General features: G+C 63.9%; 23 protein-coding genes. 8 read left to right on the top strand and 15 right to left on the bottom strand.

Annotated features, from left to right (window positions below):
• Positions 1-82: 82 nt before the first annotated feature.
• From QO034_RS00360 to QO034_RS00335, 6 genes are all read left to right on the top strand, one after another.
• Positions 83-925 (top strand): flagellar motor protein MotB, encoded by an 843-nt coding sequence (locus QO034_RS00360; protein WP_284483506.1) that lies wholly within the window; start codon positions 83-85, stop codon positions 923-925.
• A gap of 71 nt (positions 926-996) precedes the next feature.
• Positions 997-2,319 (top strand): flagellar hook protein FlgE, encoded by a 1,323-nt coding sequence (locus QO034_RS00355; RefSeq protein ID WP_284483505.1) that lies wholly within the window; start codon positions 997-999, stop codon positions 2,317-2,319.
• 48 nt (positions 2,320-2,367) lie between these two features.
• Complete coding sequence (gene flgK, locus QO034_RS00350) at positions 2,368-3,807, top strand: flagellar hook-associated protein FlgK (protein WP_284483504.1); 1,440 nt, start codon at positions 2,368-2,370, stop codon at positions 3,805-3,807.
• Between the two features lie 3 nt (positions 3,808-3,810).
• A complete protein-coding gene (locus QO034_RS00345) occupies positions 3,811-4,818 on the top strand; it encodes a flagellin (protein WP_284483503.1) in 1,008 nt (335 codons plus the stop codon).
• A 2-nt stretch (positions 4,819-4,820) separates the two neighbouring features.
• Positions 4,821-5,915: a flagellar basal body P-ring protein FlgI gene (locus QO034_RS00340; protein ID WP_284483502.1), complete on the top strand. Its 1,095-nt coding sequence runs from the start codon at positions 4,821-4,823 to the stop codon at positions 5,913-5,915.
• Between the two features lie 256 nt (positions 5,916-6,171).
• Entirely contained in the window at positions 6,172-7,392 is a 1,221-nt protein-coding gene (locus QO034_RS00335) for an MFS transporter (protein ID WP_284483501.1), read from the top strand.
• Positions 7,393-7,412: 20 nt separating this feature from the next.
• On the opposite strand, the gene trhO is transcribed toward QO034_RS00335, so the two are convergent.
• Positions 7,413-8,312 (bottom strand): oxygen-dependent tRNA uridine(34) hydroxylase TrhO, encoded by a 900-nt coding sequence (trhO, locus tag QO034_RS00330; RefSeq protein WP_284483500.1) that lies wholly within the window; start codon positions 8,310-8,312, stop codon positions 7,413-7,415.
• A gap of 101 nt (positions 8,313-8,413) precedes the next feature.
• On the opposite strand from trhO, the gene pncA reads away from it, so the two are divergent.
• Positions 8,414-9,010 carry a bifunctional nicotinamidase/pyrazinamidase gene (gene pncA / locus QO034_RS00325; RefSeq protein ID WP_284483499.1) on the top strand — a complete coding sequence of 199 codons (597 nt, stop codon included), beginning with the start codon at positions 8,414-8,416 and terminating at the stop codon, positions 9,008-9,010.
• Between the two features lie 62 nt (positions 9,011-9,072).
• Entirely contained in the window at positions 9,073-10,362 is a 1,290-nt protein-coding gene (gene pncB / locus QO034_RS00320) for a nicotinate phosphoribosyltransferase (protein ID WP_284483498.1), read from the top strand.
• On the opposite strand, the gene QO034_RS00315 is transcribed toward pncB, so the two are convergent.
• From QO034_RS00315 to QO034_RS00250, 14 genes are all read right to left on the bottom strand, one after another.
• Positions 10,363-11,259, bottom strand: coding sequence for a DMT family transporter (locus QO034_RS00315; RefSeq protein WP_284483497.1), 897 nt, complete (start codon positions 11,257-11,259; stop codon positions 10,363-10,365). It lies immediately after the preceding gene.
• Positions 11,260-11,265: 6 nt separating this feature from the next.
• Positions 11,266-12,717, bottom strand: a complete 1,452-nt coding sequence (locus QO034_RS00310) for an aldehyde dehydrogenase family protein (RefSeq protein WP_284483496.1) — start codon at positions 12,715-12,717, stop codon at positions 11,266-11,268.
• Complete coding sequence (locus tag QO034_RS00305) at positions 12,710-14,323, bottom strand: ABC transporter ATP-binding protein (RefSeq protein ID WP_284483495.1); 1,614 nt, start codon at positions 14,321-14,323, stop codon at positions 12,710-12,712. Before QO034_RS00305 ends, QO034_RS00310 begins: the two co-directional genes overlap by 8 nt.
• Positions 14,320-15,135, bottom strand: coding sequence for an ABC transporter permease (locus QO034_RS00300; RefSeq protein ID WP_284483494.1), 816 nt, complete (start codon positions 15,133-15,135; stop codon positions 14,320-14,322). Before QO034_RS00300 ends, QO034_RS00305 begins: the two co-directional genes overlap by 4 nt.
• Positions 15,132-16,079 carry an ABC transporter permease gene (locus QO034_RS00295; protein ID WP_284483493.1) on the bottom strand — a complete coding sequence of 316 codons (948 nt, stop codon included), beginning with the start codon at positions 16,077-16,079 and terminating at the stop codon, positions 15,132-15,134. Before QO034_RS00295 ends, QO034_RS00300 begins: the two co-directional genes overlap by 4 nt.
• A 191-nt stretch (positions 16,080-16,270) precedes the next feature.
• Positions 16,271-16,960, bottom strand: a complete 690-nt coding sequence (locus tag QO034_RS00290; RefSeq protein ID WP_284483492.1) for a hypothetical protein — start codon at positions 16,958-16,960, stop codon at positions 16,271-16,273.
• 169 nt (positions 16,961-17,129) lie between these two features.
• A complete protein-coding gene (locus QO034_RS00285; RefSeq protein ID WP_284483491.1) occupies positions 17,130-18,557 on the bottom strand; it encodes a tannase/feruloyl esterase family alpha/beta hydrolase in 1,428 nt (475 codons plus the stop codon).
• Between the two features lie 35 nt (positions 18,558-18,592).
• Complete coding sequence (locus tag QO034_RS00280; RefSeq protein ID WP_284483490.1) at positions 18,593-20,074, bottom strand: ABC transporter substrate-binding protein; 1,482 nt, start codon at positions 20,072-20,074, stop codon at positions 18,593-18,595.
• A gap of 92 nt (positions 20,075-20,166) precedes the next feature.
• A complete protein-coding gene (locus QO034_RS00275) occupies positions 20,167-21,423 on the bottom strand; it encodes a flavin-dependent oxidoreductase (protein ID WP_284483489.1) in 1,257 nt (418 codons plus the stop codon).
• Positions 21,424-21,436: 13 nt separating this feature from the next.
• Entirely contained in the window at positions 21,437-21,970 is a 534-nt protein-coding gene (gene idi / locus QO034_RS00270; protein ID WP_284483488.1) for an isopentenyl-diphosphate Delta-isomerase, read from the bottom strand.
• On the bottom strand, positions 21,967-22,968 hold the full coding sequence (locus QO034_RS00265) for a P1 family peptidase (RefSeq protein ID WP_284483487.1): 1,002 nt from the start codon (positions 22,966-22,968) through the stop codon (positions 21,967-21,969). Before QO034_RS00265 ends, idi begins: the two co-directional genes overlap by 4 nt.
• Before the next feature lie 106 nt (positions 22,969-23,074).
• Entirely contained in the window at positions 23,075-23,821 is a 747-nt protein-coding gene (locus QO034_RS00260; protein ID WP_284483486.1) for an SDR family oxidoreductase, read from the bottom strand.
• 115 nt (positions 23,822-23,936) lie between these two features.
• A complete protein-coding gene (gene arfB, locus QO034_RS00255) occupies positions 23,937-24,356 on the bottom strand; it encodes an alternative ribosome rescue aminoacyl-tRNA hydrolase ArfB (RefSeq protein ID WP_284483485.1) in 420 nt (139 codons plus the stop codon).
• A gap of 272 nt (positions 24,357-24,628) precedes the next feature.
• Positions 24,629-25,255 carry a queuosine precursor transporter gene (locus tag QO034_RS00250; protein WP_284483484.1) on the bottom strand — a complete coding sequence of 209 codons (627 nt, stop codon included), beginning with the start codon at positions 25,253-25,255 and terminating at the stop codon, positions 24,629-24,631.
• Positions 25,256-25,286: the final 31 nt, after the last annotated feature.

Raw genomic sequence — 25,286 nt, 5'->3', positions numbered from 1 at the left:
AATTCCCGGACAACTTTACCTGTTAGCTCTGTCTTAATGTCTCGGCTGCTATCCCGGTTGCGGGTGAGAAAAGGTGGTGGAGATGAGAGCGTCGACAAATGTCGCGCCGGTCATCATCAAACGGAAAAAGGTTGTAGTCGCGGGTGGACACCACGGTGGTGCCTGGAAGGTCGCTTATGCGGACTTCGTGACGGCGATGATGGCGTTTTTCATGTTGATGTGGCTTTTGAACGCGACGACTGAAAAGCAACGCAAGGGTCTGGCCGACTACTTCGCGCCATCCGTCCCGATCAGTCGGGTGTCCGGGGGCGGCGACGGTGCGTTCGGGGGGACAAACATGTTCTCGGAGGCGGAGTTGCTGGAAGACGGCACCGGCGCGTCGCAGAAGTTTCCGGACAACAAGTTCAAGACTCCGGGCGAGATCGGATCGGACAAGACCGGTCTGGACGCGGACGACAAGGCGCAGTTCGATCTGGTCGAGGAAGCGCTTTCGGCGCGAAGCGGCGAGAGCATGGTATCAGAAGATGCGTTGAAGCATATCGTGACCCGTGTTACCGACGAAGGGCTGATCATCGAACTCTTCGCGCTGGATGGCGCGCCGCTGTTCGAGGAAGGCACCAACAATCCGACGCCGATGTTCCGCGATCTGATCGGGATGGTTTCACGGGTGTCGCGCCTGGTGACGAACGACATGGCCGTCGAAGGCCATATCCGCGCCCATCCGGTCGTCCTAGCCAGCAATCCGGTATGGGAACTGTCGACGGCACGGGCCGACCGCACCCGAAGCCTTCTGGAAGCGGCTGGAATCGAATCGAAACGGCTTCAGCGCGTGACCGGTCATGCGGACAGGAAACCGGTGGTGCGCGACCCGATGGCGAATCGGAACAACCGGATCGAGATCATTCTCCTGCGCTCGAAACGATGAGATAGGGGCGATTTTAGCCGTTAGCGCGATGTTAAGTCCGCGTGCGCTAGCTGTTGCGTCAAGATTGACTGATGCAGCAGAAAGGCGTGTCCATGACGATTTCCTCCTCGCTCAACGCGGGAATTTCCGGTCTGTCCGCAAACTCCACGCGATTGGCGTCGATTTCCGACAATATCGCGAACTCTTCCACCTACGGATACAAACGCGTCGAGACGGATTTTCACTCGATGGTGATTTCCGGGTCGGGCGGGTCCTATTCCGCCGGTGGCGTCAGGGCGACGTCACAACGCCTGATTGACGAACGCGGCCCGCTCGTCTCCACCTCCAACGCGACGGACCTGGCGGTTCGCGGACGGGGCATGTTGCCGGTCGCCGCCTATTCCGACGTCGTCAGCGGCGATGGCGGACAAACGATGATGCTGTCCACGACAGGGTCCTTCCGCACCGACAAGGACGGGTATCTGACCAGCGAATCCGGTCTGGTTCTGCTCGGCTGGCCGGCGCTCGCCGACGGCACGATCCCAAGCTACCCGCGCGACACCTCCGACGGGCTTGCGCCGGTGCAGCTCAAGGTGAACAGGGTCACGGCGGAACCGACGACATCGATCGCTGTCAGCCTGAACCTCCCCGCGACGGACACGAAGTCGACCTCGGGCGGGGACATGCAGTCTGTTTCGATCGAATATTTCGACAATACCGGAATGTCCCAGAACCTGTCGATGCAAATGACGCCAACCGTTCCGGCTTCCGGAACGTCGAATGAGTGGACGATGGTTCTGCGGGACGGCGCGTCCGGCAATGCGATCGTCGGCGAATACGTGATGACCTTTGACGACACCCGCGGCGCCGGCGGGACGCTGGCGTCGGTGTCGACCGTCTCGGGCGGAGCATATGATCCCGCGACCGGCAGCCTGATCGCCAACGTCGCCGGCGGGCCGATCGAAATCTCCATCGGTGGACCGGGGCTGGAAGGCGGGCTGTCGCAGCTTTCCGACACCTTCGCCCCCATCTCTATCGAGAAGGACGGTTTTCCGGTCGGCACCATGACGAGCGTCGAAGTGGACGCCAACGGTATGGTGCGCGCCTTTTTCGACAACGGAGCCACGCGCACCATCTTCCAGATTCCCCTGGTCGATCTGCCCAATCCCAACGGGATGATCGCCCTGGACAATCAGACCTACATGCCATCGCCGGAAAGCGGGTCGTTTTTCATGTGGAACGCGGGGGATGGTCCGACGGGTGAAGTGGTGTCCTACGCTCGCGAGGAATCCTCGACCGACGTCGCAAGTGAACTGACGTCGATGATCCGGACTCAGCGCGCCTATTCCTCGAACGCGAAGGTCATCCAGACCGTCGACGAGATGTTGCAGGAAACCACGAACATCAAGCGCTGATCCACCTAGAAAGCGGTCGGCCGGGTTTTCCACTCAGGAGATGCATTCATGAGCCTATCTTCGGCACTCAGCAGCGCGATGTCCGGACTGACGGCCGCTGGCCGGGCGTCCGGGGTCGTTTCGGACAACATCGCCAACGTCATGACGCCGGGATATTCGCGGCGCACGCTGGAGGTGACGAGTTCGACGGACACCGGTCCGGGTGTCAAGATCGTGGGCGTGCACCGGCATTCCGACCCGGTTCTGGTTTCGGAGCGGCGCAGCGCGGATTCGGAATACGCCAACGCGAAGCTTCTTGCCGATTTTCATGCGCGTTTCGAATCCCTCGTGGGGGCGCCGACGGATTCCCAATCGATCGGCGTGCATCTGGCGGAATTCGAATCGAGCCTGATCACGGCGGCCAGCAATCCGGATTCCACCCAGCGCCTGGACGGCGTCGTCCACGCCGCCACAGCGCTTTCGGACGCGATAAACACGGCTGCCAGCGGCCTTGCCCAGATGCGATCACAGGCGGATTCGTCCATCAGCTTGCAGGTCGAGCGCCTGAACCAGGCTTTGCAGAACGTGCAGAAGCTCAATCTCCGGATCACCGCCGCCCTGTCTTCCGGTAGCGATACGGCAAGTCTGCTGGACCAACGCCAGGCCATGGTCGACCAGATCAACGAGATCGTTCCGATCAATCAGGCCGACCGGGACCATGGGCAGATCGCGCTCTATACGGACGGCGGGGCGATCCTGCTGGACGGACAGCCTGCGACGATCGCGTTTTCCAAGGCCAATGGCGTGACGCCCGACATGACGATCGGGAACGGAGGATTGTCCGGGCTTCAGATAAATGGGATTCCTGCCAGCGCAAGGGCGATCGCCGGAGGCACCCTGGCGGCGAACTTCGAAATTCGCGATTCGCTCGCTGTCTCGGCGCAGGCCGACCTCGACGCCGTTGCGCGCGATCTGATCGAACGTTTCGAAACCGCGTCGCTGGATCCGACCGTGGCACCGGGATCTCCCGGCCTGTTCACCGACGACGGCGCGGCTTTCGATCCCTTGCTGGAAGTCGGTCTTGCCGGACGGCTCGGTCTGAACAGTGTTGTCGATCCCGCGCAGGGAGGGGAAAGCTGGCGGCTTCGGGCAGGCCTGGGCGCGGCCTCGCCCGGCATGCCCGGCGAAGCCCGCCTGTTGCAGGCGTTCTCGGGCATCCTGAGCGAAACGAGAGTTCCGGCCACATCGGTTTTCGGCACGGGCGGGACCTCCGCCGCCGGACTGAGTTCGCGCCTGATGTCCCGCGCCGCGCAACATAGCCATTTCGCGGACCAGGCTCTGAGTTTCGCCACCGCGAGCAAGACCGAACTGACGCGAATGGAACTGGCGCAAGGCGTCGATACGGACGCCGAACTGCAGAACCTGATGATCATCGAGCAGGCCTATGCCGCCAATGCGCGGATGATCGAAGCGGTCGATGAAATGATGAACACCTTGCTGAGGCTCTGAGACATGAACATGACATCCATCGGCGATCTGGCCCAGTCCCTGATGCTCCGGCACCGCAGCGTCGAGTTAAAGCAGACGATTTCCAACCTGTCGCAAGAACTCGGTACCGGACAGGTCGGCGACGTGTCTTCGCGGTTGGGGGGCGATTTTTCATACCTCTCCGACATCGAACGCAACCTTGCGCGTCTTGACGGCTATTCGGTCGCCGCAAGCGAAGCGGCATTCTTCACCAACGCGTCGCAGCTGGGCCTGGAGCGGCTGCAAGACCTGTCGGCGTCGCTGAGCAATGCGCTGCTGGCGAACACGCCGTCCGGCCTGCATCCGGTGAGCCGGAATATCGGCACGCAAGCCATGAGCGATCTTGAATCGGCCATTTCGGCCCTGAATGGATCGGCAGGCGGCCGCAGCCTGTTTGCGGGGACCGCGACCGATCGGCAACCTCTGGCATCGGCGGATGTCATGATGTCGGAACTGAAGACCCTTGTGGCCGGACTTGGATCGGCAGCGGCTGTGGAAGCCGCGGTCAAGGACTGGTTTGCGGATCCCGCCGGTTTCAAGGCGGTCATGTATGCGGGTTCGGATGACACCCTGGCGCCTATTCAGATCGGTTCGGGTCAGGAAGTCGCTCTCAGCCTGAAGGCGGACGACCCGGCGTTCCGCGCCATGATGAGCAATATGGCGATCGCCGCTCTGGCGGGCGACCCGGCGGTCGGGCTGGACAAGGCGACGCAGACCGAACTGTTCCGTTCCGCGGGCGCCGGTCTGCTGGGCAGCCAGGATCAACTGACGGGGATCCGGGCGGACCTCGGTTTCGCCGAAGCCCGCATCGAAGAGGCCGGCATCCGCAACGCGACGGCCCGCACGGGCCTCGAATACGCAAGAAACACGCTGCTTCAGGCCGATCCGTTCGAGACCGCCACGAAGCTGGAAGAGGCCCAGTTCCAACTGGAAACGCTCTATACCGTGACGGTGCGGTCTTCGCAGCTTTCCCTGCTGAATTTCATGAGGTGATCATGCTCAGGACACTCTTGCTTTGCCTCATGCTGCCGATGGCTGCGCAGGCCGGGGCGATCCGACTGAAAGACCTGGTCGAATTCGACGGGGTCCGGGGGAACGATCTGGTCGGCTATGGGCTGGTCGTCGGACTGAATGGCACCGGAGACGGTTTGCGAAACTCGCCTTTCACCGAAGAGATCATGCAGAACATCCTGGAAAGGCTGGGCGTCAACGTCAACGGAGAGCAGCTTCGTCCGAAGAACGTCGCGGCGGTCATCGTGACCGCCAGCCTTCCGCCGTTCGCGCGGGTCGGCAGCCAGATCGATGTCACGGTCTCCGCGATCGGTGACTCAGACAGCTTGCTGGGCGGGACCCTGGTGATGACGCCTCTGAACGCGGCGGACGGGCAGATATACGCGGTCGCCCAGGGAACGATCCTGGCCGGCGGCGTCGTCGCGCAAGGCGAAGCGGCCTCTGTGACGCAAGGCGTGCCGACGTCGGGCATCATCCCCTCAGGAGCCCGCGTGGAACGGGAGATCGAATTCGATCTCGCGACGCTGACGACGATGCGACTGGCTCTTCGAGAACCGGATTTCACCACGGCGGGAAGAATCGAAAGAGCAATCAACGGAGAGTACCGCCGTGCCGTGGCGGTCATGCGCGACTCCGGAACGATCGAACTGAACATCGCGGCGACGCAATCCGCATCGACCGCGCATGCCATCGGGCGCATAGAAAACATTCTTGTGGAACCGCAGCGCAAGGCGCGTGTCGTGATCGACCAGCGGTCCGGAACGATTGTCATGGGCGACGATGTAAGACTGTCCCGCGTCGCCGTATCGCAAGGAAACCTGACCCTGAGAATCGAGGAAACCCCGGCAGTCGTCCAGCCAAACCCGTTCTCGGACGGTCAAACGGTCGTCGTTCCCCGGACCGGGGCATCCATCGAAGAGGACGAGGGCGTGTCGCTGGCGGAAGTCCCGGAAAGCACGTCCCTGTCCGAAGTCGTTGCCGGATTGAACGCGCTGGGAGTATCGCCGCGCGACATGATCGATATCCTCAAGAGCCTGAAGGCCGCCGGCGCTCTCCACGCCGAGTTCGTTGTCAGGTAGGCCATCGGACCTCGCGGGTTTCGACGGGTCCAGGGCCTCGCGGCATTTGCCGGGGCCAGAACCGGAAATCGGCGATCGCTTCGCCGGAAGAGCGCGGCTTTGGGGTCTTGCGGTCCACGACGGGCGATGCTGCCTCCGCGACGCAATCCTGGAGCGCTTGGAGGGGAGGGGACGGCCCGCAGCAGACCAGTCCGAGCCGATCCGCTCAGGCGTTTTGCGGCTTTGCAAACGCACCGCTCAAGCCTAGCGTGGCGCCATGACCGGTGACGAAATACATGACAGCCGCTATTCGTGGATGCGATTGATCGTAACTCTCGTGATCGCGACCGTTGCGAATGTGGGCATGTGGGCGATCATCGTCATCATGCCGGCCGTCGAGGCGGAGTTCGGGATCGGGCGGGCGGAAGCGTCGCTTCCATATACCATGACGATGATCGGGTTCGCGGCCGGCAACTTGCTGATCGGGCGTGTCGTCGACCGGTTCGGAGTCGTCGTTGCGCTGACCGGCGCGGCCTTCGGGATCGCGGCGGGGTATCTTCTGTCCGTTCTGTCGCCATCCATACTCACGCTGTCGGCGGCGCATCTGGTCCTGGGGTTGGGAACCGCGGTCGGGTTCGGTCCCCTGATCGCCGACATTTCCCATTGGTTCTTGCGACGCCGCGGGATCGCGGTGGCCCTGGTCGCCAGCGGCAACTACCTGTCCGGCGCGATATGGCCGACCCTGCTCGCGGGGATGCTCGCCGACGGTGGCTGGCGGCAGGTCTATCTCACGCTGGCGCTGATCACGCTGGCGGCCCTCATCCCGTTGTCCTTCCTGTTGCGGCGGCGCGTGCCGATCGAGGCGCATTCGGCTGCCGAAGCGGCCTCTTCCTTTCGCGCGCAAACCGCGGGGTTTTCGCCTCGCACCCTGCAATACATTCTGGGACTGGCCGGAATCGCATGTTGTGTCGCGATGTCGATGCCGCAGGTCCATATCGTCGCCTATTGCGTCGGACTGGGCTATGGACCGGCGGCGGGCGCGGAAATGCTGTCCCTGATGCTGCTCGGCGGGGTTGTCAGCCGGGTGATTTCCGGCCTTGCGGCGGATCGTCTCGGCGGGGTTCTGACCCTGCTCATCGGGTCGGTGCTGCAATGCATCGCCCTGTTTTTATACCTGCCTTACGATGGCATGGCGTCGCTTTACATCGTCAGTGCGATTTTCGGCCTGTCCCAAGGCGGGATCGTTCCCAGTTATGCCTTGATCGTGCGGGAATACATGCCGGCGAAAGAGGCGGGGGCACGGGTCGGTTTCGTCCTGATGATGACCATTCTGGGCATGGCGCTGGGCGGCTGGATGTCCGGCTGGATCTTTGATCTGACCGGCAGCTACAGGATGGCTTTTCTCAACGGGATCGTCTGGAACGGCCTGAACATCGGGATCATGCTGATGCTTCTGATGCGCACGAGACCGCGCCGTCCTCGCGCCGTCGCGGCCTGAGCCGCCGCCGAGACGGACGGTCAGCCGGTTTTCCGTTCCTTACGGGTCTTGGACAACCGCATCTGTTTTTGCCGCTCACGGAACCGGACCTTGTCGGTTTCGGCGGTTTCGTCAATGCAATGGTGGCAGGACACCCCCGCTTCGAACTCCGGGCGCTTCTTGTCTTCCGGCAGAATCGGACGTCGGCACCCGTGGCACAGGTCATGCGGGCCGATCTCCAGCCCGTGACCGACGCTGACACGGTTGTCAAAGACGAAACATTCCCCGCGCCAGGCGCTTTCGTCCGCAGGCACGTCCTCGAGATATTTCAGAATGCCGCCCTTCAGATGGAACACGTCATCAACGCCCTGCCCAAGGAGATAGTTGGTCGATTTCTCGCACCGGATACCGCCGGTGCAGAACATCGCGATGCGCTTGTTGTGAAACAGGTGCTTGTTGGCCTGCCACCAGGCGGGGAATTCCCCGAAGGACCGGGTTTTCGGGTCGATTGCGCCTTCGAAACTGCCGATCGCCACCTCGTAATCGTTCCGGGTGTCGATCACGGCCACGTCCGGACTGCGGATCAGGTCGTTCCAGGCGGCGGCTTCGACATAGTGGCCGACGCGGGCGCGGGGGTCGACATCCGCCTGACCCATGGTCACGATCTCTTTCTTGAGGCGGACTTTCATCTTGCCGAACGGCGGCTCTGCGCTGGCCGCTTCCTTCCATTCCAGGTCACGGCAGCCGGGCAGTCCCCGGATATGATCGAGCACGCGATCGACGCCGGCGCGCGGCCCGGCGATCGTGCCGTTGATGCCTTCGGGGGCGAGCAGCAAGGTGCCTTTGACCTGCTGATCGAGGCACAGGGCCAGAAGGTCCGGTTTCAGCGCGGCTGGATCGGAGAACCGGGTGAAATGATAGAGTGCGGCGATGACATACATGCGCGCCGATTTAGACGCGCGGCCCTGACCGTGCAAGGGTCCGCATTGACGCGATGCGGCAGGGTGCCTAACCATGCCTTGCCATGACAGGAGAGCAAAGCATGACCCACGCCCTGATCGTCATCGATGTCCAGAACGATTTCTGTCCCGGCGGGGCGCTGGCGGTTCCGGGTGGTGACGCGGTCGTGCCGGTCATCAACGGCATGATGGATCGGTTCGACGCGGTCATCCTGACGCAGGACTGGCATCCGGCGGGGCATTCGTCCTTTGCGTCCAGCCACGCCGGCGCGTCGCCCTATGACATGATCGACATGCCCTACGGCCCACAGGTGCTGTGGCCGGATCATTGCGTTCAAGGAACGGACGGGGCGGCGTTTCATCGCGGGCTGCGCGCTGATGGCGACCTTATCCTGCGCAAGGGGTTCCGTCCGGACATCGACAGCTATTCCGCGTTTTTCGAAAACGACCGGACGACCGCGACCGGACTCGACGGGTATCTGAGGACACGCGGGATTTCGGATCTGACGCTGGTCGGGCTGGCGACGGACTTCTGTGTCCGCTATTCCGCTGTCGATGCGGCGAAACTGGGATTTGCCGTCACGGTCGATCTGGCGGCCTGCCGGGCGATCGATCTCGACGGGTCGCTGACCGACGCCGTGGCCGAGATGACGTCCTCCGGCGTTCGGCTGCTGGACTGACCGGGCCTTCTGGACATAGCCCGTGCCTCTTGATCTAACGGGGCAAACCGGAGGAGACGGCCTTGGATATCGCGACCCGCGTCTATAACCACAAGTGGAAGATCGATCCCATCGTCAGGTCGCTGATCGATACCGATTTCTACAAGCTGCTGATGTGCCAGTCGGTGTTCCGCAACAAGCCGGATACGCAGGTCACATTTTCGCTGATCAACCGGTCCACCCAAATTCCGTTGGCGGATCTGATCGACGAGGGTGAACTGCGCGAACAGCTGGATCATATCCGGTCGCTCAGCCTGAGCCGGGGGGAAAGCACCTGGCTGCGGGGCAACACGTTTTATGGCAAACGGCAGATGTTCCGCCCGGATTTCATGGAATGGTTCGAGGCGCTTCGCTTGCCGCCCTACCACCTGGAGCGGCGCGGCGACCAGTATGAACTGACGTTCGAGGGCAGCTGGCCCGAAGTGATGCTCTGGGAGATCCCGGCGCTCGCGGTTCTGATGGAACTGCGCGGACGGGCGGTGCTGAACCGGATGGGCCGGTTCGAATTGCAGGTGCTCTATGCGCGGGCGATGACGCGGGTCTGGGAAAAGATCGAACGGCTGCGGGCGCTGGAAACGCTCAGCATTGCCGATTTCGGCACCCGGAGGCGGCATTCGTTTCTCTGGCAGGACTGGTGCGTGCAGGCGATGCGCGAGGGGCTGGGCGACAGCTTCACCGGCACGTCCAACTGCCTGATCGCCATGCGGCGCGAGGTGGAGGCGATCGGGACCAACGCCCATGAATTGCCGATGGTCTATGCGGCGCTGGCGAAATCCGACGCGGAACTGGCCCGTGCGCCTTATGATGTGCTGTCGGACTGGCACGACGAGCACGAAGGCAACCTGCACATTATCCTGCCGGATACCTACGGCTCCAAGGGATTTCTGGAAAACGCTCCGGACTGGCTGGCAAGCTGGACCGGGATCAGGATCGACAGCGGCGACCCGGCCAGGGGGGCCGCAATCGCCATCGACTGGTGGCGTGCGCGCGGCGAGGACCCGACCCGAAAACGCGTCATCTTTTCCGACGGGCTGGACGTGGACAAGATCATCGAACTGCACAGGCAGTTCGATGGCCGCGTGAACGTTTCCTTTGGCTGGGGAACGCTTTTGACAAACGATTTCAGGTCGCTTGTTCCCGACGATGCGCTGGCGCCCTTCTCGCTGGTCTGCAAGGCGGTGTCGGCCAATGGACGACCGACAGTCAAGCTGTCGGACAATCCGGAAAAGGCGATGGGACCGCCGGACGAGATCGAACGCTACAAGCGCGTGTTCGGGGTCGGCCAGCAGCAGCGGCAACCCGTGGTCGTCTGATCAGCGCCGCGCGATACGCCTTTCGCGCCAGATCACCAGCAACCCGCCGGCCACGATCAGGATCGCGCCGGGAAACAGGTCGCCAAATGGGGCTTCGCCGAAAAAGACCCAGCCGAACAGGAATGCCATCGGGATGCCGAAGTAGCTGAATGGCGCGAGGTTGCTTTGTTCGGTCATCCGGTAGGACACCACGAGGCACAGGACGGCGGAGCCGCCGAAACCGCCCATGGCGACGATCATGACCAGGTCGGCCGCCGACCGGATCGGGGAGAACCCGCCGGCGAAAAGGGCAAGCCCGACCGAGCCGACCGTCGCCACGATTACGGAATACAGGTTGACCAGGGGGCTCGGAACGTCGGGGTCGAACAGCCGGGCGGAGACTCCGGCGAGCGCGTAGAGAAAAGCGGCGCCAAGCGGCGCGATGGCGACCCAGTCAAAGCTGTCCCGCGTCGGGCCGACGACCATGAGAACGCCGACGAACCCCATGATCACGGCGCTCCACCGCAAGGCCCCCACTTTTTCGCCGAGAATCGGAACGGCGAGCGCCGTCATGAAGACCGCGTTGGAATAGGTGATGGTGGTCGCGGTGGCAAAGGCCATCGTGCCGAGCGAATAGTAGAACAGGAACTGCGCAAGCGCGACATAGGCCCCGCGGGACATGGCGATTTTCCACTGCCGGAGCCGCAGGTTGCGGCCCCCCGAATGCCAGAGTCCGGATGACCAGAGCGCGATCAGGGCCGGAATGATGCCAAAGACGTTGCGATAGGCGGACAGCTCCGCCGCCCCGTAACGTGGCGAAAGGTGCTTGATGATCAGCCCCATGAAATCGAACAGGGCCAGCGCCGTGAGCGACAGAAGAATGGCTTGCCCGACGCGGTCGCCGGGACGGGCGGTCAACGCGGGTCAGCCATGAAAGGCCGCCACCGTCTTTAGTTGCGAGAAACCGTAAAGCGCCTCGAATCCCTTCTCGCGGCCATGGCCGGATTTTCCGACCCCCCCAAACGGCAGTTCGACCCCGCCGCCCGCGCCGTAGTTGTTCAGGAACACCTGGCCGGATTTCAGCGCCCTGGCCAGGCGCATCTGACGTGCGCCGTCACGGGTCCAGACGCTCGCCACCAGGCCGTAGTCCGTGCCGTTGGCGATCCGCAGCGCCTCGTCTTCCGTGTCGAAGGGAATCATGACCTGCACAGGCCCGAAAATCTCCTGCTGGGCCAGAGGATGGTCGGGCGGCACGTCCGCGAACAGGGTCGGGGCGACAAAAGCGCCGCTTGCGGGCGCATGATCGACGATCCGGCCCCGTGCGGCCACGGTCAGGTCCGCGCCACGGGCGAGAAAGCCGGTGACGATCTCTTTCTGGCGCGTCGAGATCAGCGGCCCGACCCTGAGGTCATCGACCGCCGGCCCCACCGTCAGGTCGGCATAGGCCGCCGCCATGCGGTCCCTGACCGCGTCGTATACGCCGCGCTGCACCAGGATGCGGGAGGAGGCGGAACAGGTCTGGCCCGCGTTCTGAACCCCGGCATTGACGAGAAACGGCAGGGCGGCATCTATATCCGCATCGTCGAACACGATCTGCGGCGACTTCCCGCCCAGCTCCAGGGTCACGGGAACCACGTTGCGCGCGGCGGCCGCCTGCACCAGGGCGCCGGTCGCCACCGATCCGGTAAAGCTCAGATGCTGCACGCCCGGATGCCTCGACAGCGCGGCCCCGGCTTCCCGACCCAGCCCCGGCACGACATTCAGCGCGCCGTCCGGCAGACCGGCTTCCTGCGCGATATGGGCGAAGGCGAGCGCCGTGAGGCAGGCTTCTTCCGCCGGTTTCAGAACCGCCGCATTGCCCATCGCCAGCGCTGCTCCGACGGACCGCCCGATGATCTGCATCGGATAGTTCCACGGCACGATATGGCCGGTGACGCCATGCGGCTCGCGCAGGGTGTAGACCGTGTAGCCGTCAAGATAGGGTATGGTTTCGCCATGCACCTTGTCGGCGGCCCCGCCGTAGAATTCCATGTAGCGGGCCAGCGCCACCGCATCCGCGCGCGCCTGGGTCAGGGGTTTGCCGACATCTGCCGCCTCGATCCGGGCGAGGTCGTCGGCCCGGTCGAGAACAAGCTGCCCGATCCGGGTCAGGATGCGGCCGCGTTCCAGGGCGCTCATCCGGCCCCATTCGCCCGCGATGGCTGCCTGGGCCGCCCCGACCGCGGCGTCGATGTCGCCGGCGCCGCCGCGGGCGATGCGGCAGATCTCGCTGCCATCGGACGGGTTCGTCAGCGGCAAGGTCTCGCCGCTTCCGGCGGGCAGCCATTGGCCGCCGATCAGGCAGAGGGCTGGATCGAACCAGAGAAGATCAGGCATGGTGTGGACTCCGTTTCAGGCTTTCCAGATCGGGCAGGCGCGGGGCTGCGGCGATCAGCGATTGGGTATAGGGATGTCTGGGCGCGGTGAACACGGTTTCCGTGTCGCCCTGTTCCACGATCCGCCCCGATTTCATGACCAGCACCCGGTCGGTCACGGTGCGCACGACGCTCAGGTCGTGGCTGATGAACAGGTAGCTGAGATTGTAGGCGACGCAGAGATCGGCGAGCAGGTCGAGAATCTGCGCCCGCACCGACACGTCCAGCGCGCTGACGGCTTCGTCGAAAACGATCAGTTCGGGCCGGATGATCAGGGCGCGGGCGATGGCGATCCGCTGACGCTGCCCGCCGGAAAATTCGTGGATGTATTTCCCGCCGTCTTCCGGCTTCAGGCCCACGGCCACAAGGGATTCGGCAATCGCCGCTTGCCGCTCTGCGCCGGTCGGGGGAGATTGCAGCAGAAAGAACGGTTCGGTGATCAGCCGTTCGACCCGGTGGCGCGGGTTGAACGATCCGAAAGGATCCTGAAACACCACCTGCATCTTGCGCCGCACGGCGGAATTGGCCCGATGCCCCGAAAAGACAGGCGTTTCGTCCAGAAGGATCTGCCCTTCCTGAACCGGATCCAGGCCAAGGATGGCGCGGGTCAGCGTCGACTTTCCGCAACCGCTTTCGCCCACGAGGCCGAGCCGTTCGCCCCGGTTCAGGGTAAAGCTGACGTCATCGAGCGCGCGGAACCTGCCGGGATCGGCAAGCAGCCGGGTGCGCGGCAGCCTGTAATCCCGGCTGACGTTCCGGACCTGCAACAAGGCCTGCGGTTCCGGCGCCGGGGGAAGTTTGACGCGATGCCCCGAGGCTTCGAACAGCATCCGGGTATAGGGGTGCTGCATATGGGTCAGCAGTGACCGGGTCTGCCCGGTCTCGACGACGACGCCATTGCGCATCACGACGATACGGTCCGCCATTTCCGCCACAACCGCAAGGTCGTGGGTGATCATCAGCAGCCCCATGCCATAGTCTGCGACGAGTCCCTTGAGCAGGTCGAGGATCTGCGCCTGGGTGGTCACGTCCAGCGCCGTCGTGGGTTCATCGGCGATCAGCAGTTTCGGTCGCAGGGCGATGGCCATGGCGATAACGACGCGCTGGCGCTGGCCCCCGGACAGTTCGTGCGGATAGCGCGACAGCGGGAAGCGGTCGGCGGGCAGCCCGACCCGGTCCAGCACGTCGCGGGCGCGGGCGCGCGCCTCTGCCGGCGGCATGGCCTTGTGCACCAGGATCGTTTCGATCACCTGGTCGCCGATGGTCTTCACCGGGTTGAGCGCCGTCATCGGTTCCTGGAAGACCATGCCGATGTCGCTGCCCCGGATGGCGCAGAGGTTAGGTTCCGGCAAGGCGGTCAGTTCCGTCCGGTTCAGGCGGATGGAGCCGGTCGTCCTGGCGCGATCCGGCAAAAGCTGCATCACGGCCAGCGCGGTCATGGATTTGCCCGATCCGCTTTCCCCGGTCACGGCCACGATTTCGCCGGGTTCGACGGTCAGCGACACGTCGCTGAGAATCCGGATTTTGTGGATCGACAGCGACAGGTCGGAAATCGTCAGCAAGCTCATGTTCGCACCACCCGCAGGCGCGGATCCAGATAGTCCCGAAGCCCGTCGCCCATCAGGTTCAGCCCGAGAACGGTCAGGATGATCGCCATGCCCGGAACCAGCGCCAGATGCGGCGCAAAGCTGACCATCGTCTGGGCATCCGCCAGCATTCGCCCCCAGCTTGGCGTCGGCGGTTGCGCGCCCAGCCCGACATAGGACAGGCCGGCTTCGGCCAGAATGCCGAGGCTGAACTGGATCGTGCCCTGCACGATCAGGAGGTTCATGACGTTGGGCAGGATATGTTCGAAGGATATGCGGGCGCTGGATTTGCCCGAGACGCGGGCAGTCAGGATGAAATCGCGTTCCCATAGCGAAAGCGCGGCGCTGCGGGTGATCCGGGCGAAGACGGGAATGTTGAAGATGCCTATGGCGATGATCGCGTTGAGCGCGCCGGCGCCGAACACCGCGGTGATGAGAATGGCGATCACCAGCGACGGGAAGGCGAAAACCAGGTCGTTGCCGCGCATGATCAGTTCGTCCAGCCAACTGCCCTTGCGGGCCGCCGCGGTCAGACCCAGGGGTACGCCCAAGGCCATTCCGATACCGACCGCGACCAGGGCGACGGCGATGGATGTGCGCGCGCCGACCATGATCATGCTGAACATGTCGCGCCCGAAATGATCGGTTCCGAACCAGTGCGGTGCGCCCGGTAGTTTCAGCTTGGCCGGGATATCCATCGCGGCGTGGTCGAACGGCGTCCAGACAAAAGACAGGAGCGCCGCCAGCACGAAGAGCGAGGACAGCAACCCGCCGATGATCAGGTTGCGGTTCATGTCCGCGCCCTCAGCCGCGGATCGACCAGCGCATAGGCGAGATCGACCAGAAAGTTCACAAGGATTACCGAGAACACCAGCAGCATGACGACGCTTTCCACGACGATCAGGTCCCGTGAACTGATCGACTGGAATACGAGGCGTCCGAGCCCCGGCAGGTAGAACACCTGTTCGATGATGATCGATCCGGCCAGCAAGAAGGAAAATTGCAATCCGATGATGGTCAGGACGGGGATCAGGGCGTTGCGCATCCCGTGCCGCCAAAGGGCCTGGCGGCGCGACAGTCCCTTGGCGCGGGCGGTGCGCATGAAATCTTCGCCCAGGATGTCGAGCAGCGACGATCGCATGACCCGCGCAAGGATCGCCGCCTGCGGCAAGGCCAGGGAAATCGCCGGCAGCGTCAGGGATCTGATGCCGGTCCAGACGCCCGTGTCCCACCCGGCGAAGCCTCCGGCGCTGAACCAGCGCAGGTTGACGGCGAAAATCAGGACCAGCATCATCGCGAACCAGAAATTCGGCACGGCGACGCCAATCTGCGTCGCCCCCATGACCGCGATATCGCCCGGCTTGCCCCGGCGCGACGCGGCGTAGATCCCGGCCGGAAAGGCGATGGCCGTCGACAGGGTCAGCGCATAGAGCGCCAGCGGCAGGGACACCCAGAGCCTGTCTCGGATCATCTCGGCGACCGGGGTGCGGTAGGTATAGGAGGTGCCGAAATCCCCGGTGAGCATGCCGCCGGTCCAATCGAGATACCTTTGCCATTTCGCAACATCGAGTCCGAGTTCGGAGCGCAGGGCGGCGACCGTTTCAGGCTGGGCGTTAATGCCGAGCATGAAGCTCGCCGGATCCCCCGGCGCGACTTCGATGACGAAGAAGATGACCAGCGAGGCCACGGCCAGGCTGAGGAGCAAGGACAGGAGACGTTTGAGAGCATAGCGCAGCATCGCGGCCACGTTAGGGCGGGCCGTTGACAGCGTCCAGCGCCCATCGCGCGGGAGCGCGGGTCAGACCGCCCCGCGAGGGCCATGCGTCCTGCCATTTGCCTGGACCCATCGACTCCTGCCGATCATTCCCGGACAGCAGGCCGGACGGTCGGTCAGGCCCGTTCACAATCGGGAAGAAACCGGCGGGAAAGCTATTTCGACAGGTCCTTGACCCAGGCCAATTCCCGCTGGGCGTTTTCCAATTCGCCTCTGGTGCTACCGGCCAGCCCTTCATCCTTCAGGAGGTAATCCTTCATGCGGGTCAGGATCCGATCCATCGTCTCGGCCGAACTCAGATAATTGTTCTTCAGAAATTTCGCCGACTTTTCCTGGCCTTTCTGCGCAAACTTGTTCGTCGACGAGAGAATATAGAGCTTCTTTTCCCCGGCCTTGCAGGCCTTTTCATAGGCCTTGGCCGCGATTTCCGCTTTCATCTTGTCAGCAGAACTCCCGGATTTGTCAGCCTTGGCGATGGCCTTGGCGAGCGTCGTGTACATGTTCTGCAAGGCGCTCAACGTCTCGGTGGCATCGCGAAGCTCCCTTGTATAGGTTTTGGTCACGTCGCGTAATGTGGAGGCCGCGGTCGCCATAGCCTTGGCAGTATCCGATCCGGCATTGGCAGCTTTGCTCATCTGCATGTAGAACTTGTTGAACTGCGCCTGCAACTTGTCGGTATGCGGATTGATCTGTTTGATCGCCTTGTCCAGCTTGTCGGCCTCGCGGTCGATCTCGTCCGCGGCCTTGTCCATCCGCTCCGATATCTTCTTGAAAGACTCGATCTTGGTTTCGCCTGTGCATTTTTTCAATATGATCGAAGGCGCGTCGTAATTTTTCAGGTCCATGGAATGTCCTTTCAGCCGGCATGTCCCGCTTGGGTATCCGTGACAGGGATCATGCCGATCTGAACGGATTCAGGCAACGAATTCGAATCCAACGCGAATCCGGAAGCCATTTCCAACCCGCGCTTGAATGGGTCGTGCGGGGCGGCCCGTCGGGCCACCCCGCGCCGGATCATTGGGAGACCGCGATCGACTCCGGCCGGACCCCGTCGTTCAGCCAGGCTTCGAGCGGGGTCATCGGGTCCAGGCTGTTCTGCGAGACGCCGCCCGGCCCCGGCAGCAGGCCACAATGATCGAGTCCGGGGATCATGAACAGCGCGACGTCTTCCTTCAGCGCGTCTTCGCCGCCGGCTGTTTCCGCGGCCTTTTCATACCAGTCCACGGTCTTCAAGGGCGGCACGATCGCGTCGGCCCAGCCGTGCCAGACGATCATCTTGCCGCCCGCCTCGCGGAAGGCGGAGATGTCCGGGTTGTCGCCGTTGTAATTGGCATAGGCGAAGCTCATCCGGTCCGGATCGCGGTCGAAATCGAAATCGAGCGGAGTCCAGTTTTCGCCCGGATCGTCATCGAACGCCATGTAGCGGCCAAAGCCGGTGGCGAAGGCCGGGATAAGGCCGCCGGAGTTTTCATCCTTGCCGGTCAGCCAGAGCCACCAGAACGGTTCGGAGCCCGCCGGGATGCCGCCTGGGTAGAGTTGTTCGCCCGCCTTGTTGACCGGACCCTGGCGCCATTTGGCGATGACGCCGAGTTCGTCCGGGGTCAGGCAGGTGTCTTCGGCCTGCGTGCCGTCGCATTGCAGCGCCGCAAGATCGGCCGGACATTGCCGCGGGTCCGAGATCAGCCCGTCCTCGGCCCCGTCGAGCCCGTCGCATTGCGCCATCACCGCATCGCCGATCAGCTTGTCCTTGCCGGGTTTGAGAATGGTGTTGCCATCGGCATCGGTGTTTGACTGGACGAGCCAGGAGGAGGCGGTGGCCACGAGGCCGGGATAATCCATCGCCGGGGCGCCGGAGATGATCCCGTCGAACATATCCGGATAGCGCAGCGCCGCCACATGCGCCATGCGCCCGCCGGTGGAACAGCCCTGGAAGATCGCCTGTTCGGACCCGCCGCCATAGAACCGTTCGATCATTGCCTGCGCAACCCGGTGGGTTTCCCCGATCGACCGCCAGCCCCAGTCACGTTCCGCATGGGGGTTGGCGTCGGCCCAGCCCGCATCGACCACCGACAGGGCATGGTGGCCGCTGTCGGACGTGGCCGTGGCATAGCCGCGTTCCAGACCGGGTTTCATCGCGTTGACCCAGCCCGCCGCCGCATCGGCCCGGCCCAGGATGCCGCAGAAACCGCCGCAGCCGGCCTGGTAGTATTTGCCGTTCCAGTTCTCCATCGGCAGGCGCACCTCGATGGAAATGGCCGGCAGCGCCGTGGCGCGCACCTCGCAATAGGCGGGCAGGGACTCGCTCGCCTCGACCACGCGGGCCGAACTCACGAAACCGCCTTGCAGGGCCGTGTTGTGCAGCGCTTCGCATTCTGCCGCGTCGCGGGCCTGCGCACTGCCTGCGAGCGCCAGAAGACCGGCGCTCAGGATTAGGGATCTCATCGAATGTCTCCTCTCAGGTGAATGTCTTGGGCCGATCATTCGGTCCAGCCTACGGCGGTCAGATCCACGGCCTGGGTGGGCGCATTGACCCAGAATCCCTCGAGCCCGATCTTGGCGACGACAGGTTTGGCAAGCTGGAACAGAAAGCCGTTGACGAAGTCGTTGGCGATGACGGTTTGCGCCTGTTGCAGCAATGCCGTGCGCTCGTTCGGGTCCGTCGTCTTGTTTAACTCGGCGATCAGATCCTGGAATGCCTTGTTGTCATACTGGAAATAATAGTCGGGCCTTGCGTAGATGCCGATATCCATCGGCTCGGTGTGGCTCACGATGGTGAGGCCGAAATTCTTGCCCTTGAAAACGGTTTCCAGCCACTGTGCCCATTCGACGTTGGTGATTTCCGCCTTGATGCCGACCGCGGCCAGTTGCGCGGCGATGATCTCGCCGCCCCGACGGGCATAAGAGGGCGGCGGCAGGTGCAGCGTGGTTTCAAACCCGTCGGGGAATCCCGCCTCGGCCAGCAGCGCCCTGGCTTTGTCCGGGTCGTGGGCGGAATTCGCGGTCAGATCGACATAGGCCGGGTGATGCGGCGCGAAATGGGTGCCGATGGGCGTGCCCAGTCCGAACATGGCCCCGTCGATGATCGCCTGGCGGTCGATCGCATGGGCTACCGCCTCGCGCACCTTCACGTTGTCAAACGGCGGGAGCTTGTTGTTGATGGCCAGGATGGTTTCGCCTTCGGTGGACCCGACGAGAACCTGGAACCGCGGATCGGCTTCGAATTGTGGCAGGTTCTCGGGCGACGGGAAGGTGCTGAACATATCCACATCTTCGGCCATGACCGCGGCGAAGGCGGCGGTCGGGTCGCTGATGAACTTGAACGTGGCATTGTCGAGCCTGGCCGGCGTGCCCCAGTATTCGGGGTTCTTCTCGATGTCGATCCGGTCGCCCTGCACCCAGTTCACGAACCTGAACGCGCCGGTGCCGATGGGGTTGGTCTTGATGGTGTCGATGCTTTCGGGCGCGACGATCACCGCGTCACCCCAGGCCATGTTGAAGAGGAACAGCCCGTTGGGTTCGCTGAGCGTGACCCGCACGGTCAGCGGATCGATGATGGCAACGTCGGAAATGCTGGTGAACAGCGCCTTCTGCGCATTCACGCTGTCCTCGGCCCGCGCGCGGTCCAGGCTGAACTTGACGTCTTCGGCGTCCATCGCGGTGCCGTCGTGGAAGGTCACGCCTTCGCGCAGCTTGAACGTATAGACCAATCCGTCATCCGAAATTTCCCAGCTTTCCGCCAGTCCGGGCACGACGGTGCCATCGCTCATGAACCGGGTGAGACCCTCGAAGATGTTCGAATAGACCACATCGTCAATGGCACCCGCCGCGGCACTGGTCGGGTCCAGATGCGGCGGTTCCAGTTGCACCGCGACGGTCAGGTCGCCCTGCGCCTGCGCGGCCCCGATCCCGGCGGCAAGCGCGATGGTGCTGGCGAACGCCAGTTTCTTCAGATCGATCATGTTGCGTCTCCCTGTCGGTCAGATCATGCCGTTTGACGGTTCGGTCCGGCCTCAGTCTTGTCAGAGACGCCGGGTTATACAAGGAGATTTTGTCAGCCGATCCGTGCGTCTCGCGGCAGGATCGGGGGCTTGGCGTTCAGCGCTTCGACCGAGAATCCGGCCAGCGTCTTGTAGCGCTCGGAATGGGCGGCGAGATCGGCCAACGGGATCACCTCGGTGATGTCGTCGAACCGGCCGCCGCAGAGATCTTCGACCCGCTGGAGAATCGCGTCCGGTCCGCTGCCGCGGTTGGCCAGCCCGACGCCTGTCGTGACCGGGCGCACCTCCGCTTCGTATGCCGTCAGCGCGTCCGGGCCGATGCCATGTCTCACCAGGGCCGCTCCGATCATGCGGGCGTCGATGATGGCCTGGCTCGCCCCGTTGGATCCGACCGGATAGGTCGGATGCGCGGCATCGCCCATGAGGGTCACGCGACCGACGGTCCAGCCCGGCAGCGGGTCGCGATCGACCATCGGATATTCGAACACCTGCGCGGCCCCGGTGATCAGGGCCGGAACGTCGATCCAGTCAAAGGTCCAGCCGGCAAAATCAGGCAGGAAATCCTCGATGTTCGCGGGCCTGTTCCAGTCTTCGCGTTTCCAGCCGATCGCCGGGTCAAAGCGCTTCTCGGCGATCCAGTTCATCGTGACCTGGCCGGTGTCCGGGTCCGGGTCGGAAATCGGATAGGCGACGATGCGCAGGTCGTCGTGGCCGATCATCACCATCGCGCCGCCCCCGAAAAAGGCTTCGGCTTGCGTCGTGGCGCGCCAGAGAACCCGGCCATTCCAGATCGGAGCGCCTTCGTCCGGATACATCCGGGCGCGCAGGGCGGAGTGGATGCCATCGGCGGCGATGACGAGGTCGCCGGTGATCCTGTCGCCGGAGTCGAGGATCAGAACCGCATGATCCTTGTGGGTTTCGAACCCGGCGGCGCGCGCGCCGGTGACGACGCATTCCGCGCTCGCGCGGGCCACCAGCGCATCGTAGAGCAGCATCTGAAGCCTGCCGCGATGCACGGAATACTGTGGCCAGTTGTAACCGGCCCATGTTCCGCGCGGTTCTTCCCATATGCGCAGCCCGTGCTTGCTGTAGAACCCGTATTGCCGGGTTCTGATTCCGATGGTTTCAAGGTCCTGTTCCAGCCCCAGGTCGAACAGCTCGCGCACCGCATTGGGTTGCAGGTTGATACCGACGCCCAGCGGCCTGATCGCGCGGGTCGCCTCGAAAATGCGGAAAGGCACCCCGATCTGGTGCAGCGTCAGGCCAAGCGAAAGACCGGCGATGCCGGCTCCGGCGATGAGAACGGTCATATGCGCTGTCCCGTCATTTTTCCGTCCAGTCCTTGCCGAAGATCGCATCGGAATGCTGCCCGAGATAGATCCTGAGCCATGGCGTGTATCGGTCCGGGCGCCGGGCTACGTCTTCCAGCAAATCGGCATAGGCGGTCCAGCGGGTGTCCATCACCTCGCCGGGATCGGGTGTTATCGTCAGTTCCGTCGGCGCGGTGGCGACGAAGACATCCACCACTTCGTGTTCGACCATGCCGCCGCCCACCTCGGCCCGGTATTCCAGCAATTGCCGGTGTTCGGGACTCAGCCCCGAGATACCCAGTTCCTCGCGCAGCCGCCGGACCGCGCAATCGGCGGCGGTTTCATCCCAGTCCGGGTGGGTGCAACAGCTGTTCGCCCAAAGCCCCGGCGTATGGTATTTTCCCAGCGCGCGGCGTTGCATCAGGATCGACCGGTCGCGGATCACGAAAACCGAAACCGCCTTGTGCCGCAGGCCGGTCCTGTGGACAGCGAGCTTGTCCACCGGGGTCAGCACGCCGTCCACCCATGCGGGGATCTTGCCGGTCATGGCGCCGTATCCGCCCAGCAGGGCAACAGATCGCCGGGGGCCGGGCGGGCGTGGTAAACCGCGCGGGCGACCGCGCGGGCGATACAGAGCGCGGCGGCATGGCCGATGTCACGGATGTCGCTTTCGGGTGCGCGCATCTGGCGGCCGTTGGTCGAGACCGCAAATATCAGGTCGCCGTCATTGGGCATGTGCGACGGCACGATCGCGCGGGCGATACCGTCATGCGCCACGGTCGCCACCCGTTTCGCCTGGGCCTTGGTCAGTCCGGCGTCGGTGGCCACGATTCCGATGGCGGTGTTGGCCATCTGCGCGAAGGCCCCGGCCTTGCGGCTTTCGAACGTCCGGCCAAGTCCAGCGCGCGGATCAGGACCGAGGCCGCCGAATTCGGCGTCGATCTCGAGCGGCGCGGCCCAGAAATGCCGCTCGCCAGGGGTGGTGACGCTGCCCACCGGGTTCGCGGCGATCAGCGCCCCGACCGTCACGCCGCTTTCGAGCACCAGCGACGCCGATCCCAGCCCGCCCTTTTGCATGCCGGTCAGCGCCCCCGTCCCGGCGCCAACGCTGCCGATCTCGAAATCGGCGCGGGCGTTTTCCAGCGCGGCGCGGCCCAGGGCCGGATAAGGGTTTTCGCCCCAATCCTTTTCGCCGCCATTAAGCAGGTCGAAGATGATCGCCGCCGGGACCAGCGGGATGCGCAGGTGCAGGAGCGGCAGACCTCTGCCCCGGTCGCGCAGGCCCGCCACCACGCCCGAGGCCGCGTCGAGCCCGTAGGTCGAACCGCCGGACAGCACCAGCGCGTCGATCTGGGCAACGGACTTGTCGGGTTCCATCAGATCGGTTTCGCGGGTGCCCGGCGCACCGCCCATCACCGAATAGGACGCGGTGAGCCGGTCCTGCCCGAGCAGCACGGTGGTGCCGGATTTGAGTCTTGTGTCCTGGGCATTGCCGACCAGCAGGCCGGGCACGTCGGTGATCAGGTTGCGGGGGCCGGGTCTCATGCGCCAGTCCTGTTTAATGGAGCGTGCCTTGCACGCAGTCGGTTCGGCTTGCACCCGGTCCGGGCGCACGCCGGTATGTGGAACCGGAAAGCAACGGGTCGCGCGCTCAGATGCAACGGCCGCCATCGACCTCCATCGCGACGCCGGTGATCATGCTGGCCTCGTCCGAGCAGAGGAAGCAGGCCGCGTTGCCGAGATCTTCGGGCTGGGAAAACCGGCCCAGCGGGATCGTGGCAAGGAACTTGGCGCGCATCTCCGGGGTGTCTTCGCCGAGGAAGGATTTCAGCAGCGGCGTTTCTCCGGCCACCGGGTTCAATGCGTTGACGCGGACGCCGTCCGGGGCGAGTTCCACCGCCATGGTCCGGGTGGCGGTGATCATCCAGCCCTTTGACGCGTTATACCAGTTCAGCCGCGGCCGCGGGGACACGCCGGCCGTGGAGGCGATGTTCAGGATCGCCCCGGTCCCACGGGATTTCATATGCGGCACCAGGGCGCGCGCGGTGAGATAGACCGACTTCATGTTGACCCGGACAACCCGGTCGAATTCGTCTTCGCTGACCTCTTCCATCGGCGTTGGCAGATGGGTGACGCCGGCATTGTTGACGAGGATGTCCAGCCCGCCGAAGGCCGACAGAGCGGCGTCGGCCATCGCCTGAACCGATGCGCCATCGCCCACGTCCACGGTCTGCGCCAAGACGCCATCGCCCATGTCCGACGCCATGGCGCGGGCCGCATCGCCGTTGATGTCGGCGATCATCACGCGCGCGCCTTCGGCGACGAACTTGCGCACGATGCCGGCCCCGAATCCGGAGGCACCGCCTGTCACGATTGCCGTCTTGCCGTCCAGTCGCATGAAAATCCCCCTCGAAGCGCTCTGTATCCGGGGCAGGTTAGGACACTTTGTTTCGGAATTGAATCGAAATGACGGGTCTTATCGCCCGACGGGACGGTCCGCCGCGAGGGGCGGTTCAATCGTCGCGGACGGCACCGCGCAGGGACTTGATTTCGCCGCGCACCTTCTTGGCCTCCAGCCTGCGGCGCACCGAACCTTTCGTGGGCTTGGTGGCGATCCGGCGTTTGGGCGCGATGAGCGCCTTTGCGACCAGTTCCGCCAGCCGGTGGCGGGCGATGTCGCGGTTGCGCGCCTGGCTGCGGGTCTCGTCGCACTGGATCACGACCGCGCCGTCCTTTGTCCAGCGCCGTCCGGCCAGGCGTTTCAACCGGGTCTTGACCGGCGCCGGCAAGGATGGCGAACGGGCCGCTTCAAAACGCAGTTCCACCGCCGTCGCCACCTTGTTCACGTTCTGCCCGCCGGGGCCGGAGGCGCGGACGAAGCTTTCGGTCAGTTCCCAGTCCTGAAGGGCGATATCTTGGGTGATGCGCAACATGGGCGTTCCATACAGCCTGACGGCGGGATCAGAAAGGGCCGCCCGATTGCCCGGACGGCCCTTCGAAAGTCATTCGGAGGCTGGGTCGGTCAGACCATCACCTGATCGCCTTGGGCGGCTTGTCCGCCAAGGGCTGCCTTAGCGGGCAACCTCCCAAGTTGTTCCGACACCTCGCTCCAACACCTTTCTCGACACTGGATCACCTCCTTTTCCGTTGTTGACGTTATCCACAGACTCGCACGGGTTTCGGATTTCGCCAAGAAAAATCTTCACTACCGGACAGATCGGGGATCCAAGTGCCCGACAATCAGGCGAAACGGAATCAGGGCGATCAGGGCGAGGCCCAGCTTGACGCTCCAATCCGCTATCGCAAGCGAGACCCAAAGCGGAACAACCGGTCCGATCCCGAGAAGCGGCAGGGCTTCGTTGGCCCAGCCGGTGTCATTGGCCGGCTCCAGCCAGGCGAGGCTGGCCGAAAAGGCGATGGAAAAGAACAGCACCGTGTCCACCGACGATCCGATCAGGGTCGACGCCAGCGGCGCTTTCCACCAGGTTTCGCGGCGCAGCAGGGAAAAGATTGCGACATCCAGCAATTGCGCGGTCAGGAACGCGACCCCGGACCCGATGGCGATCCGCAGCGTCACCAACGGCCCGAACTCTCCCATGATCTGCGTGCCGACGAGCGAACAGAAGACCCCGACGAGGAAACCCGTGAAGACGACCGTGCGGGCCGGTCCGGCGCCATAGATCCGGTTCATCAGGTCCGTGACCAGGAACGCCAGCGGATAGGTGAACGCGCCCCAGGTCAGCCATTGGCCGAACAGGAACTGGACGAGGATGTTCGACGTCACGACGATGGCGGCCATCGCGACAATGCCGGGAAGATGTGCGCGTGTCATTTCGGGTGCCCGTTTTTTGCAAGGTTGCGGC

Origin of the sequence: Sedimentitalea xiamensis (assembly GCF_030164465.1) — a bacterium.
In the GTDB taxonomy this organism is placed as follows: Bacteria; Pseudomonadota; Alphaproteobacteria; order Rhodobacterales; family Rhodobacteraceae; genus Sedimentitalea; species Sedimentitalea xiamensis.
Note: the sequence above shows the minus strand (reverse complement) of the source record. Positions and strands in the feature narration are given on the sequence as shown.